Below are 18491 nucleotides of genomic sequence, written 5' to 3' on the forward strand. Positions count from 1 at the left end.
CATGGATGGTTTCCTTCTGGACCCGTCAATAGAAACGCCTGGAGATTTCCAGGCGTTTTTTCAGATTGCAGAAGCTATGAATTTCGACCTCCTCCTCTATTTCCGCTTTCACTACTGCGTCCACCGCCCTGAGAGGCTTTTCCTCCTTCTCTTGATACATTTTCTTTGGTTTCTTTATCCGCAGAAGCCAGGCCTCTCTGGGAGGTGTTACTTTTGCTTCCACCCTGACTGCCGCGGTTGCCACCTTGATTGCGGCCGCCGCTTCCTTCTTGTTTTACCAACTTGTTATAAATTCCAAGAAGTAAAAAGGGCGCGGGCCATTGACCAATGAACAAGCTTGTTTTTTTTCGCCCTAATATTTGTAAGGTCAGGGATGCTGCCATACATCCTAATGCTGCCCATAAAAAGTAATCTGAAGGTAATTTAGCGGTTTGTTCTTCAATTGCTATGGCCACCTTGCCTTCCTTGTGCTCAGTATTATAAACTGTTTCCATAATTTCCACTTTTTATATTGAAGTTATATTTATCAATGTCTCAATTTTCTTGCCAACGAGGTTGAGCTAATAAAGGCAGTCGGTAATGACTGCCTTTATTAATTGAAAATTGATGTTATAGCCCTTTGTAACGGGTATTGGTATTATCCCGGTCCTCACGGTCTTCTCTGGAGTCTGTTCGATCTTTATGATCAGTGCGGTCCACTTTATTGATATCGATATCTGTGCTACGCACCGTATCCCTGATGGTCTCCTCGTGCTCCTCACGTAAGCGGACACTTTCTTCTACAGGACGTTCTACGATACGGCTTCGTACACGTACGCCCCCTCTTTCCACTTCTCTTTTACCTACTTCAATATTTTCCCGGATGTTGGGTATGGTTCTCTCTTCCGTGTCCGAATCTCTATTTAAGGAACTGTCAGGACTGCTGCTCGCAGAAGTATAACCATATTGAGCTGACCGCTCGTCTACATCAATAGCGCCACAGTCATCCAATAAATCAGCCGCCCTTTCCGCCTCTTCATCTGTCAGGGCATGCACCGTAACGATGGTACTGTTCCTGCCTACTTTGCTGTAGCGGTCTGCATCGTCACTGTCACCTCCAAAAAGTGATTTGAAAAAACGAGTAATACCACTTTCTTCCTCCCGGTCGTGACTTACGTTCGTTGTACCGGCATCTCCTCTGGAAACATCCACATACTGCCTGGAAATTCCTGCACTCTGTAATCTCTCAACGGCTCTTTGAGCATCGGATGCGTCATCAAAGAAGCCTAACACTGTTTTTGCCATGATTGTTTTTTTCAGGTTTTTAAATGATTAACATCTATAGGTTAGCTATTTGATTATAATTTCTTTTTTTCGCCATCGGGTTTGATCCGCTCCACCTGGACGTCTTCTTTGCGCAGGGTCACCTGCTGCATGAAAGGCGTTTCTGTGGTATGTTTCACCAAATGCACTTCCTCCTTTACCTTGTATTTTTTTGCCACCACAACAATCTCTTCTATAACAGGAACAATGAGTTGAGGATTTTGTTGCTTACTTTCCATAGTAAGCCTTATCTAACCAATACTGTGCCTCTAATGAATACAGATGAGAAGATATCATAAAATGATATACTCATAACCATATACTCTACTTACAGAAGACCCCTTAGCTTTGCTAATAAAATTAGCATTTACCTTATTATAGAATTGTGATATGGACCAGTAGGCGGCGGGAACCTTTTACGGGGATCCGGCAGATCGAGAACTATAATGTGGATGCGGTGCAACTGGTTGTTGTGCTGCGGTTGTTGGATTGAAAAAGTTGCGCAATCGATTGTCCAACCTAATCTTGGGTTTTCAACAAAAAAAGCAAGTTACATTTACGTGCACTTGTGAGTGAAAGTTTTACTTTGAAAGTGCGATCAACGTATTGCTTAGTGCTTATCCTGCTTAGCCATAAAGTGCCCAAAGGAAGTACATCTGCCATCAGTACAACATTAAGAAAGCTAGCTTTAATTATCCAGAACATGGTAATAAAAAAGCTGCTTTACAACAATAATCATGGTTACAAGTTCCATGATCAAAAAAGAAAAATAAAAGTACAGTAAATGAAAAAGCTAATTCATTAGTTTGACATCAAGACTGATGAATTAGGGTTATAAATGAGCGGTTTATAAAACGTTAGACAAAATTGTAAAGCAGCCATCAAACTATGCTTATAGAAAAAGAAGTTCTTGATACTTTAGACAGATCAAATAAACAAGGTTATTACTACTCCTTTAATGACCTTGGATTCCTATATTCTTATGTAATTAATCGCAGAGTCGGGGTTTTTAGTACAGAAATGGCCGTTGAATTTTTGTTACTGAAAAGCCTGGTCCTCATTCAAGAGTAGGACGCCTCTCCCGTTTAACATTTCTATTTTGACCATAGCCATTATCAACTGATGTAGTGTAATGCCAGCTGATAACGGCACTTTAAAATTTACCAACTCTTCGTAAGATGAGAAATTATCTATTTTACCGTACACTTTTACTTTGCTGCTTACTTATTTCAACTATAGCCCATTCACAACTACAAAAAATTTATCTCCATCCTAAAGTGGCTGGTAACGGAAAGCAATCGCAATTTGTAGATTCTATTCGATTTATCCCCCTGGAAATAAAAGAGGGCATTCAAGTAGGGACTTATAACAATATTCAAATCACCGAAAAATACTTCCTGATCACGGATCATTTGGGTAAAACCATTTTTGTGTATGCCAGAAACGGAAGCTTTATCAATAAAATAAGCTACAAAAAGCTCGGGAACGGATTTTACCCGTCTTACAATGAGCATACTAACCAGATCGTGTTTTTTGGATATAATAAAAATTATGCGCTTTCGACAAAAGACGGGGTTAAAATAATGCTGGATTGGAATAACCCGCGTAATAAAAAGTATTTTAAAAAATATACGATTGATCTAAAAGATACATCGTTTGCTTTTAAAAAAGCTATTCCCAATCAAAACGACATTATACGCGCTTACCAGTTTGACGATGATCATTACTGGCAGGGACAAATCTTTACCAGTTCGGTGTATAAAGACAGTCTTGATTACGAGTTCAAGATTTACCGAAATAACCAATTGGTAAAAGGATTTTTCCCGTACAACCATATCGATGAAACCAGGTTTTTATATGCCAATGAAAGTGTTTCTGTCACGGCAACAGATAACCCCAATATTCATTATATAACCCGCCCTTATTGCGATACCATTTACAAGATGGTAAAGGACAGCCTATTTCCCCTGTACCATGTAGTACTGCCTTTGGAAAACAGCCTGCCCCTGTCATTTTTTACCAAGCCATTTAAGAATAGAACCGAACGGGAAAATTTTAAGCAGAACAACGGATGGATGCTACGCCAGTTTTATAGCTTCTATGAAACGCCAAGCTTCATTCATTTTAATGTAGGCTATCTCAACAACTATGATTCTTATATCTATATAAAGCAAACCAATGTTACCTATAAAACAAAGAACATCAGGCCGGACAGCAGCCAGTATAATTTGCAGCTACTGGCAGATTTTAACATCTTAAGAAAAGGTGACAGGTTATACAAATCGCAAAAGGCAGGCGATCTTATTGCATTTTTCGAGCAAAATAAAAATGTGGCGGTTCCCAAAGAGCTGGAAGACTTTTTAAAGAGCAATCCGCCCGCAACTACTCCCATCATTGTTGAATTCAAACTTAAAAACTAGCGGTGAAGCATATTTTCTTTTTTATTTTCTTACAGGGCTGGTGCGCTACGGCTTTTTGCCAGACAGGCAAGGTAACGGGTACGGTGATGGATGTTGAAGCCAAGGTGCCTTTGGAGCTGGCAACAGTAAGTGTATTGGGACCTGACTCCAGCCTGATTACCTATAAATTGTCTGACAAAGACGGAAAGTTCACCATCGAAAAACTGCCTGTGCGTCAGAAACTGGTGGTCCATATTACCTACACAGGATACACCGCATACCATAGACCGATACAACTGGATGCAGGCAAGACAGATACACTTGCTGTTTTTTTATCGCTGAACAATAATGACACCAATGCGGTGGTGGTGAAAGCTATCATTCCCATCAAGATGAACGGTGATACCCTGGAGATCAACCCAGCAGCATTTAAATTGAAGGAAAACGCGGTAGCAGAGGAGCTTTTGAACCAGGTTCCCGGCATTACCATCTGGTCTGATGGCACCATAACTGCCAATGGCAAAAAAGTACAAAGCCTGCTGGTAGATGGGAAGCCGTTCATGGGATCAACAGATCCTCGTGTGGCCACACAAAATCTTCCCAGGACAGCGATCGATAAAATCCAACTTTACCAGGAATACGACAGAAACAATATAAACCAGCAAAACAAGCCCCAGGATTCGCTGTTGACCATGAACATTAAGCTTAAGGAAAACAGCAGAAAAGGATACTTCGGCAAGGCGGGGGCCGGTTATGGCACCACAGACCGTTTTGAATCTGATCTTTCTTTCCAGATGTATAACAAGAAAAACTTCGCCGGCATAGGCGGAGGATTCAATAATATCAATAAAAACTTTGGCAGCCTGCAGGAAATGTTCCGGAATAACACCTTCAGAAATAGTAATCCCAATTTATACAATGTAGGCAGGTTTGGAACAAACGGCATCAATAAGAACCATTCCATTGGAGGCGTTTATTCGCATAGTTTTAATCAATCGTCCAACAGCAGGCAAAACAACCGGATAAGCATCAATTACACTAAATCAGGAACCGATGCTTATCTAACTGATGTGGGTATGCAGAACAGATCTGCGATCGATAACCCACAGTTTATCCGCGATGAGGGCAAAACAAATAACCGCCAGGACAATCATGACATTGGCATCAGATACGTAAAGACCAATAGTTATAACGATAACCTGAATGTGAATGGTACTATAAGCAACTCGAACGAAAAAGGCAGTTCCACACAGTCTACAGAAGTAAGAGATACAGCTAACCGCCTACAAAGTACAAACAATACAAACACGCAGAACAGCCGTAGATCGGACAATGAGTCGATGAATGTGAATTTTTCCAGGTCAAATTCTGAAGACATTTTAAAAAGTTTCAATATCCAGTTCAATGCCAGGCGTGGTCATACTGAATCGGAAAGAGAGGTGCGTAGTACATTCCACTCCTTTACTGATATGAGCAAAAGCACTGCTAACAACCGTCACTATGCCGCGAACAATCAGTCTCTTAACCTGGGTGGAATGCTGTACTACCCGGGCTTTAAAAGGCTGCTATTGGGAAGGTATAATCTGTTTGGCGTTGATCTCAATTTTACACAATCTATCAATTATGCGCGGAATATAGACAATAACCTAGTAGGCGACTATGACAGTACAACAAAGGGATATATCGCCAATGGGAATCTTTCTAACCGCAATGAAAGGGAAGTATTTGAATATACCCCTACCCTAGCGATGGCAAAGAGTTTTTCCAAATACGCTGAAACATACGATCGGTACCTGGGCATGCAGGTTACATTTTTGGACGAGATGAAAACAGATAAAAACCTGTCCTCGTTTGCCAAAAGAAACCTGGACCGCTCCTTTCAGTTTCCAAGGTATGAGGGGAGGATCGACTACCAGCGTACTAAACGGGAAAAATACCAGTATAACATGAATGCCGGCTACACTAAAAACTTTGAATACCCTTCAGTGGACCATTTATACACCATCGTTGATGATATCAATGTTTATGAGACAAGGATCGGTAACCCGCTATTAAGCAACCGGACGAACCATTCCATTAGCATGAATGGTAATTTTAATACGCTGTACCCCAAATCGGCATATTCGATAAACAGCTACGTCAATGGCGGTTTTAGACGATCCGTCAACCCGGTTACAGATAGCATCATCAATGATTTGTCCGGTAAAAGGATGTACTACTACACCAATGGGGATAAAAGTGAAAACTTAAATCTGAATTACGGTTTTAATATTTCCAGGAAGTTGAAGAATAATAGTCTTCAACTTATGTACAGCGGACAGCTGGGCACTGGAAAATTGCCCAATTACATCGATGGAATCTATAACACCAGTGAAACCGGGAATTTAACCAACCAGTTTACGTTGCAATATAACCTTGGTTCCATCCTTGTTGTAAATGTGGGACAAAACTTTCAGCGTAACAAGAGCAGGCAAACTGCCCAGGGGCTCAGGGCATTTACCAACAACAGTCGTACGACCAAGATGGGAATGGTGCTTAATTACCCGGCTCATTTTGCCTTCAGTAGTACGGCGGATCATGTTTCGAACTCCAACCTGAATAAACCAAGGATTCTATGGAATGCATTTGCTACTTACCGGTTTATGAAGGACCAGGGGGAATTGAAATTTTCTGCCATGGATATATTAAAGCAGTATCAAAATATTACCAACAGCGTGAATGCTTATGGTACCACTACAAGAATTACCAATGGATTGCAGCAATTTTACCTGTTGACTTTTTCTTATTATCCGAGGCAGTTTGGGAAGATGGAGATTAAGAGGAGGGGGAATTGAGGAGTGAGAATTGGGTGATGGGGCAATTTTTGCCATAGTTGGAATCGCCAGGTTGCCCATAACAAGCAGCTTTGCTGCAAGCTTTAAAACCTGTTGAAGGCAATACAACTGATCAAGTTTCAATCAGAATGCCAGAGACAATCTGACAAGAAAATTATTTAAATTTATGATGCTTAATAAAGCATCCATTAAAAATGGATGAAATCGAAAAGTCAAATGATCCGGAATTAACTCAATAAATTTTTATGTCAAACAACAGTGTCTCGCTTCATAGAGTTCTTAAAACATCACCTGAAAAAGTTTATCGTGCTTTTACAGAGTCAAATGCTATCGCATCCTGGTTACCTCCTTATGGATTCCTTTGTACAGTACATGAAATGAATGTGCAGGTAGAAGGTACCTTCAGGATGTCATTTCATAATTTTTCCACTGGCAATGGCCACTCATTTGGAGGAAAATATATCGAACTCAAGCCCAATGAGTTTTTAAAGTACACGGATAAATTTGATGATCCTAACCTACCAGGTGAAATGACGACCTCTGTTTGGCTAAAAAAAGTTTCGGTTGGGACTGAAATAAAAATTTTACAGGAAAACATTCCTTCAGTGATACCTGTAGAAATGTGCTACCTCGGTTGGCAAGAGTCTTTAGAAAAGTTGGCGAAGTTAGTCGAACCAGAAATTCCAGATGCCTAATTCATTCATAGCAGTCATAGGCACATAGGCCTTCCAGTATCTTGCTGTATTGATTGCAGAAAGCCGGGGCCCATACAGAGGCATGGAACTTACTGAATCATTAAGCAAGAAGCTCTGAGGAATGCTCATTCATTTAGAAATGTTTGAAGAACAAAAAACCCGCTAAAAGCGGGTCCTGTTTATTGAACTTTTTTTAAGGATATTTTTCGTCTACTGTTTGCGGCAGCCCTGGCTTGCCTGAAAACTTCACCTGTCTTTTTCTTATGATATAATTGAGCGGCAGCAGATGTTTTCACTTGACTTCCAATAATACCCACATCATCAAGTTTATAATATTTCTCCTTATTTTTCATGGAAGTAATTTTTATAGTACGAATTTGCCAACTATCGATCAAAGATTGGCTTTAGGTTTCAATTCATCGGGGCTGTCTTTGGTAAAACTATCCCAACGCTCCTTGGATGGGGTTTGGAAGATGTCTTTAACAACAGATAATTCTACTGCATCTTTTGGATTAAAAGCAGGCGAGCGCATATATTGCTCAATGCTATAGAACAGTTGTCGTGCAGCGATGCGATGGGTGGTATCCGTAACCAGGTCAGCACTGCAGACCATCAATTTACCATTACCTACCTTAGCTTCCAGGAGCAATGCTAAACGACGGTTCATGAACCAGGTATCTATGGGTTGCACAATGGGTTTAAATCCTTTGGGGAAATCTTCAAGATTCATCACCTGGGCTTTATTGGCAATCTCCCACCATTGAAGCGTATTGTAATAATTGGTAGGGAAATCATTGAACGCAGGGTGCTTTTCCTGTATCAACATTCCCGTTACATGTGGAGGACGCATTTTGAACCAGGATGTATTCCAGAATACGGGCGTGAAGTACATGGATACTTCCTTGCCCTTTACTACTTTACCTGCAGCATTTAGAAAGACGCTGCCGCCAGAGCGGAGGACGGATTCGGCCGAAGAATCTAGCTCTGTACAGTAATAGATAGCCCTAGCCTCACCCCCGGCCCCTAAAGGGGAGCTGCCGGCGCGCAGGCTCGTTTTGTTTGGGTAGACCCAGAAGTCCCAGTCATTGGCATAATTGGTTCCTTTTAGGGCGACTTCTAAGTTTAGTTGGGTTGCTTTATTGAACCTGGAGAGGGGAAGACTTATTTTACCTATTTGGCTGTTAGTGCCTCGTTCGACCTTGCTGGGTGAGGACTGATTACTGGCAATGATAACGCCTTTTTCATCTTTTATCTGCCAGTTGAAAACAGCATTATTCAATTCGTTTGCGCCGAAGTTGTACAATTCGAGATCGGCCGTAAAAGTATCCTTATTGCTGTATACAAACTTTGGAATACGTGCCAGCGGCACTACGGCATTACAAAAACGGCTGAAGTCTTTGGCAGTGCTATAACCTTTGTCATCCCAGAATGCATCAATAGTACCCACTAATGCAGTGCCCTGGCCAGGAAAGTCCTGAAGACCTAATAATTGAAATCCCGCCAGTCCGGGTGTACGCAATGCTTTTTCTATTTCATATTTGTAACAAAGTGCTTGCAGTTTACCTGATGCCATCAGGAAATCCTCTGCCTGGTCAGCCATACCATGATCTTTCAGATCTTCCTGGAACAGCTCGAAGTTCCGCGCGCGAAAAACACCTGTGTACTTTTTGATCTCCTTGAAGTTGGGGAAGACACACCATTGTCCCATTTCATGGGTCACATAAGGCACATTAAACTTTTCAATGGCAGTGCGGTAATCAGAAACGGATTCTGGCATTTTATTCACCCAGTCCAATCCACGGGCACCAGACTTGATCATGTATTCATTTTCGGGGACCAGAGGCCAGCTCATAGCTACAGAAGCACCTGTATATATACGACGGCTGTCCTTTTCTTTCCAATAGTTGATAAAACCCGCCAGGTACTTAGCCTGGTTTCTCCCGGCAGGTTCATTACCTGCAGCCAACATGCAATAGGATGCATAATTGCCATAGGCTTTGGCCATACGTGTTGTCTCATCGAAAATATATTGATCAATGAATCGACCATCGCCTAATGAAGTGCCATGGTTCGGCCAACTGGGTCCTTCAGGCTGTAAGTAAAAGCCCCATTGATCTGCAGCAATAAATGTAGCTTCAGGAGGGCACCAGGAGTGAAAACGCATGTGGTTAAGACCGTGTGCTTTGGCTATTCTGAATATACGGCCCCACGAAGCGGTATCCATAGGGGGATAACCCGTTAACGGGAACTCGCAGTTGTTGACCGTGCCCCTTAAGAATACAGGCCTTCCATTCACTTCTATTCTTGTCCCATTTGTTTTAATCGCTCTCATGCCGAACTGTAACACTTTTTCATTCCCGCTGCCTTCTTTCAGCATCAAACGTGCAGAAAGACGATAGAGTGCAGGATTGAACTCATCCCAGGTAAGCATTTGCTCACCCATCGGCAGGCTCATCTCTACCTCCGTTGTTCCATACCCTTTCAATTCAATTGTCTTAGATACTGGTGTTACCGTATGCTTCTTTGATGAATTAAAACTATTGGCTGAAAGATATAAAGGCACCAATGCTTTTTGCCTGTTGTTGACTACTGTCAGTTTTACCCTAGCCAACTTGTTTTGTATATCAGGATATACCTGAACATCTTCAATAAATACTTGTGGCGTAGCCGTGAGCAGCATTTTACCAATCACTCCATTCCAGTTCCCTTGGGTATGATCGGAAACACTATGCGAGTCAGGACCAACATTGGCATCTTTGATACTGTTATCTATGCGTAGCGTAATGATATGTTTGCCGGGCCTCAATGCAATTGACAGATCAAATTGATGTGGAGATACCAGTGAATTGTAACTGCCCATTTCTTTACCATCCACCCAAACCCTTGACTGAAAGTGCACCCTTTCCAGGAAAAGCGTAATGCGTCTTCCCTTCCAGGTTGCAGGAATGGTTACCTCCTTTTGATACCATGCTGGTCCTACATAGTGCTTTACCGGAGTGAGCCAGAAAGGGATCTTTACATTTCCCGGCTGGCGGTATTTTGCCAGGCTGGGCCGGAAGAAAAAAGAACTATCATAAATGCTGCCCGTCCATTTAGTAGTGAGTGTTACCTCATCACCCTTGCCATTCTGGGCCATAGACCCGGGCAATTGAATATTGTCAGAAAGTTTTTTAGTAAACCATTTTTGTTCAATGCCTTTGTCATTCCTATCAATAGCAAAACGCCATGATCCGGCTAATGAAATTTCCTGGGCATAGGTATTCAACAAACAAAAGACGCAAATGGTAATCAGCAACAGTGATGATCTAATTTTCATAACGGAGGTAAAAAGTAACAGCCTGTAAAGTTACTGCGGGTTGCTTTTTAATCCAGCTAAGAAAATAACGTCAGCGACATGTGAATCATACATAAAAACCAGATTGGAGCATTGTCTACTTCCCTTTATTCAGCCAAAAGCCAAGGCTCAATTGTCCTAAAGGTGTAATCATGGATTTTGTGGAAGTAATATAACGGCCCTCGTCGAATTCTGTTTCCTTTGCAAACATGTAACCAGCCCCCAGGTTAAGATCCAGGCTAAACCGTTTTTGATAATTCCTCTGTAAGCCCCAAACAATTCCGATAGAATTGACAGGTCTTCTATTCTCCTGCTCGATTCCAGAATCTGTCACCGCATCTTTAGAAAACAGGGTTTCCCAAACTGCGCCTACATAGTTCATACTGTTCATCTCGGTTCGCTTTCCCTTCTCTTGTCTTTTGGCTGCATTGTAATAGTACCGGTATTGGGCTGAAAGTGCCGGGTCAAAACTGATTCCTGCATCAGTTCCCAGCGAACTTGAATAAAAGAAATAGGCCGATGTGCTCATATATGCTTGCAGACTGATGGTTTGCAACTTTCCCACCTTCCGTTCAACACTCACACCAGGACTTAAAAAGTTAGCTTTCGTTACATTGGTAACTTCTGTACTTTGATTTTCCTGGGAAAAGCTTTGGAATGATGAAATCAAAAGGACACAAAAGCAGATCAATCTTGCATTCATAAGCAGTAGTGTTTTAGTTTTAGAAGTTTGGAATTGCAGGTGCAATATCTAAAGTATTCATCAAAGAGTGCAATTTGTTGCTTGAATTATTTCTCTTTGTAACAGATACATTGATTATACATGATCAAATACAAACCTGAAGATAAGGTGCGTTGGCAAGAATATAGCTACTAGGAATAAGGCCATTAGTATTGACAGGTAAACTAAAGGATGCAAACGCTTCTGTGGCTCATTACCAGGCCCATACACCCAGTTGATATTTTCCTTTGGATCAGTAAAAAAATAACACAGCAGCAATACGATCCAGGCAAGTAAGGTTTGCGCCCACAATGCATTAGGATCGTAACCCACTTTTGCAATCATCCAAACCATCATTACAGGCAAAAACACATGGAATAGGGAAAGAACCCTTAACCAAAGTGGTTTACCGGGATGAAACATATAATCGGTCAAACCACCAAAGCGAACACCTGTAAGCAACCTGAGAAAGAAGCTTATGTTCCAGAATGTTTCAGGTATCAAAACGCCTACAGTCATCATGCTTACCAACAATGGACTTTCCAGCCATAGTGCTGGTACCATTAAGATCAATGCGATATCTGAGAACCACAGAAAATTACCCCAGCCCCATTTCTTTGCATAAATAGGTACCAGTATAGCGACAAAAGCCGTATAAGCAATCTTTAACCAGAGGGGAATCATGTAATGTATGGTTTCAACATTTGCACATTTAAGTTAGTTCAAAGAATGATTAAAATATAAAATAAAAACTCCCGGAGGTATTTGAGTCCCCCGGGAGTTTTTTATGTAGCTCGGATCGTTTATGGCATCCTCTTCAATCCTTCCCACTTCACTTTCCACTTTCCATCTTTTGGTATTCCTGGTAATGTAGGAGAACCATCATATCCTTCTACCATCATGGCGATGGCTGTCAATAAACCACCATTACCAGGCATATACAACGTCAAACGGTTGTCCTGGTAATTATGCCCGTTCTTCAGGTAAGTATTGGTTCTAATAGGCATAAATAATGCATCCATCGCTTTATCAGGCATACCCAGCCTCGTTGCAGTCATGGCTGTCATCGGGAAATCCCAGCCCCAGGTATCCGGCCATGTCCATGTATTCCAGATCAAGTCGAAAGTGCGGCGCATGGTGGCGGTATCCAGCAAATTGCTTTTGGGCAGCATACCGTAAGCACCAAATACACTTGGGTGGTCTGTTTTGTATTCAGGATTGGTGTATGAATCCGGTGCACTTTCAGCAGCCAGGTATACACTATCCTGTTTAGGCAAAGGAGACAACCTGGCCAGTACTTCATCCCACTTTTTATTGCGGGGCAAGCCCAGGCGCTGACGCCATTGCTGTGCAGCCTCTAAGCCCCACTGCCAGTATACCAGCTCGTAAGTAGGATTGTAGGTATCTTCTGCCTTAAAGCGCTCCTGTGCAGGAATCAAGCCTTTACCCAGTATATAGCGCCCTTTTTCTTTGTCGTAATAAGCAAAAGAAGCCATGAAGTCTGCTGTCGCAAATACCAGGTCTTTGTATTTATCCAAGGTAGCCTTGTCTTTTTTGTTGCGGTAGATCAACTCTGCAAAGTAGATATAGTGCGGCTGCTGCCAGATCAGGAACGCACCGACAGAAGAAGGCACTTCCTCCCCTGTATTCTCTACCACCTTTTGCCAGCGAATACCTTCAAATCCCTGGCGCTCTGCTATGCCTTTGGCAAAGGGAGCTACTTTAGCATACCAGCTCATTACTTTTTCCAGGTATTCTGTTCTTCCCCACAATGGATAGTGTGTGATGTGCCAGTAAGGCATTTCAAGGTGCGCCTTGCCATACCAGCTATTGTACGTCAAACCAGTTTCCTGTGGAGGATAAGAGCCTGCCTCCTGAACCTTCATCAGGTATTGCGACAGAACAATTCTTCTTTCCAGTTCCGCTGCACGGGGATCAGTACTGCCGGAGAAATCAATAGCACCGCCTTTGGTCCAAAAAGCCAACAGTTCTTTTTGACTGGAGGCTTTGGTGCTTTCAAAGGTGAGTACAGTAGCAGCCTTTTGTAAAACATGTGGTTTAAACAGGCAGGTAAATTCAAAAACAGTACTGCTTTGATCAGGCGTAATTAAAAAGTCATGTGGAGCTTTTTGAGCAATCGTAGCTTTGGTCTTCCAGTTCAACTGAGCTGAGTAATCTGCAGTTTGCAACTGGTGCCTTACCGAGGCTCCTGTAGCATTGCTGCCCTGAATAGAAGATGTATGCTTGTCGGTATGAGTATAATTCGTACCATAATCTGCCCACTCTCCGGTTGGGTAAGGAAAGCGCAGGCGTACCTTCAATCGTCCTTCTTTGATCAACGGGGATTGCACTTTAGCAGCAACTGCATCTTCGGTACCATGACCATAAGTGATTACTTCCACTGGAGTGCCTTCTACACTGAACTGGCTTCGGATCTCCCCGGTCCAGGGATTCAACTCCTGGTGAATGTTTTGAAGGTCATCAATGGATACGGGTGTACCATCTTTTTTCAGGATCTCAAATCCAAGATTACCCAACTGCAAGCGGTGAGGGTTTGCACGAAACCAATCAGCGGCCTGCTTACCACGACCACCAGCAGATGAATTTTGTACAAGGTATTTAATATCCCGGCCATTCAGATTGTAAGCACGCAAAGCTTCTTCGCGTTTATAGCCAATAGTATCTTTAAAACTGTTCCAACCCCATTCAGATTGGGTACCCAGCGGAACACCTTTTTGATATTCCTTCGGGAAGGTTTGCAAACCTGTAACATCTACAGTAAAGGCAAACTTGCCGTTGCCTACAGTAAGAGAACCTAATGTATCAGGTGAGGTATTCACAACTTTATGCCGCTCTACCAATGCCTTACGATCGATACGTGTTTGAGCGGAAGATTGATGCGTTGCGGAAAGGCTAGCAATTAAAGCAATCACAACTGCACTACTACGCCAGCGTGATTGTTTTACAAAAGAAGAGAGCATGATCTATTTGATTGTTTAGGGATGGGTTTATTGTGAATGGTGAATGGGCAATGTTGAAAATCATCGACCATTCACCTTGTTGAGCATTACTTCGCTTTTTCGTACACCAGTTTCAACGTATTGGTGCCACGTGAAGAGGTAGAAGTAGATTCAACAGAAAGAACCTGCCCATTTTCAGTAAGTTTCCAGGCCTCGGCTACTTTGATTTCCATTTGCTCACCATTGCGGTCGAAAACCATAACGGAGTTAATGTTCAATGTTTGACCGTCATCAGACCATTTAGCAGTAGACTTCTTTTTGTTGTTTCCAAAAACAGTGGTTTCAGTCTCTTTTCCATCAAACGTCAGCTTTTCTGATGTGGTTCTTTCCTCTCCATTTTGCGTAACAGAAGTACGCTCGATAGAAATAGCATCAGCCTGGCTACTTACCTTCAGCTTACGAGCTGCCATGCGGCCACCAAACTGACCCAACTCACTTTTCTGCTCGTTTAATTTCCATTCACCAGATAGATCGGCATTGGCAAAAAGAACGGCAGCAGTTGTAGAAAGACAAATAAAGCCGGCAAGCAGAAAAAGAACAATTCTTTTAGGCACAGCTTTTTTCATAAGGGCAATTGTTGCATTCATAATTTGGAATTTGATTGAATGGGGAAAGTTAAATGATTCTTTGTTAAAAAACGTGAATACTTGTCAGTAATACGGTTACAACATCCTATTATCCATTATGCCTGGAAGATAAAGTACAATTATTGATCTCTTCACGGATTAAGGCACGATATTTTAGAAGGGTGAAAGGGCATTGATCCTTAACTGAAAAGCTGAGGTATTTTCTTACTCCTAAATTAATGAGGGCTCATGGCAGAAAACACAACAGTATTAGACGATAAACTTCACTGGTACAAGGATGCAGTTATCTATGAGTTGCATATCAAAGCGTTTTGTGACGGCAATGGAGACGGCATAGGTGATTTTACAGGCCTGCTTCAGAAGTTGGACTACTTGCAGGAACTGGGTATTACGGCAGTATGGGTATTACCTTTTTACCCTTCGCCCTTAAGAGATGATGGTTATGACATTGCCGATTATTACTCCATCAATCCATCTTATGGGAATATTGCTGACTTCAAGAAGTTTCTGAGTGAAGCGCATAACCGCAACCTGAAAGTGATTACCGAGTTGGTGATCAATCACACATCTGATCAGCATCCCTGGTTTCAAAGAGCCAGAACAGCGCCCAAGTATTCTCCTGAAAGGGATTACTATGTGTGGACGGACAACCCAAACCAATACAAAGATGTGCGCATCATCTTCCAGGACTTTGAAACTTCGAACTGGACCTGGGACCCGGTAGCACAACAGTATTACTGGCATAGATTCTTCCATCATCAACCCGACCTCAACTATGATAATCCCATGGTGCAGGAAGAGGTCTTTAAAATCATTGACTACTGGTGCGCAATGGGCGTTGACGGCTTCAGGCTTGATGCTGTGCCTTACCTTTTTGAACGGGAAGGTACCAATGGAGAAAACCTGCCGGAAACCCATGCTTTCCTGAAAAAGTTAAGAGCGCACATGGATCAACATTTTCCCGGAACAGCCTTCCTTGCAGAGGCTAATATGTGGCCAGAAGATTCAGCTTCCTACTTTGGTGATGGTGATGAATGCCACATGAACTATCACTTCCCCGTAATGCCACGGATGTTTATGGCCTTGCAAAGAGAGGATCGCTATCCAATTACCGATATTTTTGACCAGACACCTGCCATCCCGGAAACCTGTCAATGGGCCATGTTCTTAAGAAACCATGATGAGCTGACGTTGGAAATGGTAACAGACGAAGAGCGGGATTATATGTACAAGGTATATGCAAAGGACCCCAAGGCAAGGATCAACCTGGGTATCCGACACCGGCTGGCCCCACTGATGGAAAACAGCCGCAGGAAAATAGAACTCATGAACTCTCTTCTATTTTCTTTACCCGGTACCCCGGTCATCTATTACGGCGATGAGATAGGAATGGGGGACAATTTCTACCTTGGCGACCGTAATGGGGTTCGTACGCCCATGCAATGGTCTCCTGACCGGAATGCAGGTTTTTCTGCCACCAACCCTCAAAAGTTGTACCTCCCTGTAATACTTGACCCGGCCTATCATTATGAATCAGTAAATGTGGAAACCCAGCGTCAGAATACGTCCTCCCTATTCTGGTTCATGAAACGCATCATCAATATGCGTAAAAAGTATAAGGCGCTTAGCAGGGGAGATATGAAATTTATCAATGTTGAAAATCCAAAAGTATTGGCTTTCACCCGTACTTATGGAAAAGAAACATTGTTGATCATCTCCAACCTTTCAAAATATTCACAACCAGCAGAATTAGACATCAAAGAATTTAAAGGCTATATACCTGTTGAGGTGATCAGTAAAAACAAATTTCCCATTATCAAGGAAGAAAGTCCTTATTTCTTTACACTGGGCCCTCATTCCTTCCTTTGGTTTGAACTGGAAAAAGTTTATAGCGATGCAGAACACGAAGAAGCACTGGTTTCCCTGAAGATTGATCAATGGGAAGACCTTTTGAAAAATAGCATGGTGGCAGAACTGGAGGAAAACATTCTTCCGGATTACCTACGAAAAGTAAAATGGTTCAAAGGCATCCCGGCTAATATACGGAGTACTCGCATTGCCTATTCAGCCGCTGTGCCCCTGGGCCAACATAATGCCTTTATCTTACTGGTAGAGGTATCATTTGAAAGTGGTTTACCAGAAGCTTACCAAATTCCTGTAACATTTGTAAAAGAACCAGCTTCAAAAAGTATAGCGGAAAGTTATCCATTGGCCATTCTGTCGCAAATAAAAGTAGGCGAAGAAGAAGGCTTGCTTTGCGATGCATTATACACCACTGAATTTCAGCAGGTACTCTTTACCAGGATGGCCGAAGCTCAGAATATAAAGTTTGAGAGAAGTGAGATAAAATTTTACGGCAGGGAGGCTATGAAAAAATTAATAGAAGACGCACCAGAAGTACCATCAAAAATTCATAATTCGGAAATTACCCATACTGCCATAACTTATGGTAACTGTTTTATCTTACAGATGTACAGGAAAATAGACAGGGGCCTCAACCCGGATGCAGAAATCACCCGTTATCTTACCGAAGTAGCCAAATTCAAACATATTCCACCGTTTGTAGGTGCCATTGAATGGTCGGCTTATAGAGATCCCTCCAGGGACTTTGTTGTTCTGGGCATGATGCAGGAGTTGATCGAAAACCATGGCGATGGATATAGTTTTATGCTGGAACGCATCAACAACTATATAGAAAGGATATTAGCAAGAGATAGATCCACCCTTGCTTTCCAAAAAAAGGGAAGTCTTACTGATCCGATTAGCTTCGATCAAATTCCGGAAGACCGGAAAGAATTTATTGGCGGGACAGCTGCAGATCAGGCTCGGTGGATCGGCGAGAGGACTGGAGAATTGCACCTTGCACTAACCTCACACACTGGTTTGAAAGAATTTGCACCTGAAGAATTCTCCCTCCACTACCAACGTTCTCTTTTTGCTTCCATGCAATCGCTGGTGCGTGAAACCTATCAAAGCCTCAGCAGGAACCTTAAGCGGCTCCCTGAACATATAAAAGGAGAAGCAGAGGAAATATTCGCCAGGCGGGATGATGTACTCAACAAACTAAAAAGGATTTACGCCAGGAAGTTGGATGTAGTTAAGATTCGCATTCATGACAACTACCATTTAAGAAAGATATTGCTTTCAGGAAGGGATCTATCGATCAATGACTTTGGCGGAAATCCTACGCGTGCTTACAGCGAAAGAAGACTGAAGCGCTCTCCGCTCCGCGACGTTGCTTCCATGTACTTTTCGTTCCATTATGTGGCTTATGAAGGCTTCTTAAAAAACACCCATATCCAGAAGGATGATGTTCAACAGATACTTCCCTTTGCAGGTTTATGGGCACACTACATGGGCGGGTTCTTTGTTAAGGCTTACCTGCAAACAGTTCAGGACAGCACATTTATTCCAAAAGAGAAAGAAGACCTGGAAATGTTGTTGCAGACTTATTTACTGGAAAAATCTTTACTTGAGTTAAACTACAATATCAATAACAACCCGGATAAGATCATTGCACCCATACGGATTATCAAATCAATATTGGGATAGCGAGGAATGAATAATGAGTGAGCAGTAATGAGTGAGTTACTCATTAC

Annotated in this window: 13 protein-coding genes; 4 read left to right on the forward strand and 9 right to left on the reverse strand. The window is 42.3% G+C overall.

Translation table 11 applies throughout. The annotated features are described in order from the left end of the window. Positions 1-74: 74 nt before the first annotated feature. From OCK74_RS18805 to OCK74_RS18815, 3 genes are all read right to left on the reverse strand, one after another. The gene (locus OCK74_RS18805) at positions 75-494 is read right to left on the reverse strand and encodes a hypothetical protein (protein ID WP_279298620.1); all 420 of its coding nucleotides are present in this window, start codon (positions 492-494) and stop codon (positions 75-77) included. A gap of 115 nt (positions 495-609) precedes the next feature. Then, positions 610-1284, reverse strand: coding sequence for a hypothetical protein (locus OCK74_RS18810; protein WP_279298621.1), 675 nt, complete (start codon positions 1282-1284; stop codon positions 610-612). A 53-nt stretch (positions 1285-1337) separates the two neighbouring features. Further along, the gene (locus tag OCK74_RS18815; RefSeq protein WP_279298622.1) at positions 1338-1541 is read right to left on the reverse strand and encodes a DUF2382 domain-containing protein; all 204 of its coding nucleotides are present in this window, start codon (positions 1539-1541) and stop codon (positions 1338-1340) included. 939 nt (positions 1542-2480) lie between these two features. Here OCK74_RS18815 and OCK74_RS18820 point away from each other — a divergent pair. From OCK74_RS18820 to OCK74_RS18830, 3 genes are all read left to right on the forward strand, one after another. Continuing rightward, on the forward strand, positions 2481-3722 hold the full coding sequence (locus OCK74_RS18820) for a 6-bladed beta-propeller (protein WP_279298623.1): 1242 nt from the start codon (positions 2481-2483) through the stop codon (positions 3720-3722). 2 nt (positions 3723-3724) lie between these two features. Next, positions 3725-6535: a carboxypeptidase regulatory-like domain-containing protein gene (locus tag OCK74_RS18825; RefSeq protein ID WP_279298624.1), complete on the forward strand. Its 2811-nt coding sequence runs from the start codon at positions 3725-3727 to the stop codon at positions 6533-6535. 245 nt (positions 6536-6780) lie between these two features. Further along, entirely contained in the window at positions 6781-7230 is a 450-nt protein-coding gene (locus OCK74_RS18830; protein WP_279298625.1) for an SRPBCC family protein, read from the forward strand. A 179-nt stretch (positions 7231-7409) separates the two neighbouring features. On the opposite strand, the gene OCK74_RS18835 is transcribed toward OCK74_RS18830, so the two are convergent. The 6 genes from OCK74_RS18835 to OCK74_RS18860 form a co-directional block, all read right to left on the reverse strand. Continuing rightward, on the reverse strand, positions 7410-7583 hold the full coding sequence (locus tag OCK74_RS18835) for a hypothetical protein (protein ID WP_279298626.1): 174 nt from the start codon (positions 7581-7583) through the stop codon (positions 7410-7412). A 38-nt stretch (positions 7584-7621) separates the two neighbouring features. After that, on the reverse strand, positions 7622-10546 hold the full coding sequence (locus tag OCK74_RS18840) for an exo-beta-1,4-galactosidase (RefSeq protein ID WP_279298627.1): 2925 nt from the start codon (positions 10544-10546) through the stop codon (positions 7622-7624). A gap of 115 nt (positions 10547-10661) precedes the next feature. Beyond that, positions 10662-11267 (reverse strand): DUF3575 domain-containing protein, encoded by a 606-nt coding sequence (locus tag OCK74_RS18845; RefSeq protein WP_279298628.1) that lies wholly within the window; start codon positions 11265-11267, stop codon positions 10662-10664. A gap of 114 nt (positions 11268-11381) precedes the next feature. Then, on the reverse strand, positions 11382-11969 hold the full coding sequence (locus OCK74_RS18850; RefSeq protein ID WP_279298629.1) for a hypothetical protein: 588 nt from the start codon (positions 11967-11969) through the stop codon (positions 11382-11384). A 119-nt stretch (positions 11970-12088) separates the two neighbouring features. Beyond that, positions 12089-14266 (reverse strand): hypothetical protein, encoded by a 2178-nt coding sequence (locus OCK74_RS18855; RefSeq protein ID WP_279298630.1) that lies wholly within the window; start codon positions 14264-14266, stop codon positions 12089-12091. 86 nt (positions 14267-14352) lie between these two features. Further along, positions 14353-14892 (reverse strand): hypothetical protein, encoded by a 540-nt coding sequence (locus tag OCK74_RS18860; RefSeq protein WP_279298631.1) that lies wholly within the window; start codon positions 14890-14892, stop codon positions 14353-14355. A 228-nt stretch (positions 14893-15120) separates the two neighbouring features. Between OCK74_RS18860 and treS the strand changes: the two genes are divergently transcribed. Then, positions 15121-18444 (forward strand): maltose alpha-D-glucosyltransferase, encoded by a 3324-nt coding sequence (gene treS / locus OCK74_RS18865; protein ID WP_279298632.1) that lies wholly within the window; start codon positions 15121-15123, stop codon positions 18442-18444. The last annotated feature ends 47 nt before the right edge of the window (positions 18445-18491 follow it).

The sequence above is a fragment of the Paraflavisolibacter caeni genome, from assembly GCF_025628885.1.
In the GTDB taxonomy this organism is placed as follows: Bacteria; Bacteroidota; Bacteroidia; order Chitinophagales; family Chitinophagaceae; genus Flavisolibacter; species Flavisolibacter caeni.

Bases quoted from the DNA above. Each gene is read 5' to 3' on its own strand.
- OCK74_RS18820 (WP_279298623.1), top strand. From the start codon at position 2,481: ATGAGAAATTATCTATTTTACCGTACACTTTTACTTTGCTGCTTACTT.
- OCK74_RS18860 (WP_279298631.1), bottom strand. From the start codon at position 14,892: ATGAATGCAACAATTGCCCTTATGAAAAAAGCTGTGCCTAAAAGAATT.
- OCK74_RS18845 (WP_279298628.1), bottom strand. From the start codon at position 11,267: ATGAATGCAAGATTGATCTGCTTTTGTGTCCTTTTGATTTCATCATTC.
- OCK74_RS18850 (WP_279298629.1), bottom strand. From the start codon at position 11,969: ATGATTCCCCTCTGGTTAAAGATTGCTTATACGGCTTTTGTCGCTATA.
- OCK74_RS18815 (WP_279298622.1), bottom strand. From the start codon at position 1,541: ATGGAAAGTAAGCAACAAAATCCTCAACTCATTGTTCCTGTTATAGAA.
- OCK74_RS18835 (WP_279298626.1), bottom strand. From the start codon at position 7,583: ATGAAAAATAAGGAGAAATATTATAAACTTGATGATGTGGGTATTATT.
- OCK74_RS18805 (WP_279298620.1), bottom strand. From the start codon at position 494: ATGGAAACAGTTTATAATACTGAGCACAAGGAAGGCAAGGTGGCCATA.
- OCK74_RS18810 (WP_279298621.1), bottom strand. From the start codon at position 1,284: ATGGCAAAAACAGTGTTAGGCTTCTTTGATGACGCATCCGATGCTCAA.
- treS (WP_279298632.1), top strand. From the start codon at position 15,121: ATGGCAGAAAACACAACAGTATTAGACGATAAACTTCACTGGTACAAG.
- OCK74_RS18830 (WP_279298625.1), top strand. From the start codon at position 6,781: ATGTCAAACAACAGTGTCTCGCTTCATAGAGTTCTTAAAACATCACCT.
- OCK74_RS18840 (WP_279298627.1), bottom strand. From the start codon at position 10,546: ATGAAAATTAGATCATCACTGTTGCTGATTACCATTTGCGTCTTTTGT.
- OCK74_RS18855 (WP_279298630.1), bottom strand. From the start codon at position 14,266: ATGCTCTCTTCTTTTGTAAAACAATCACGCTGGCGTAGTAGTGCAGTT.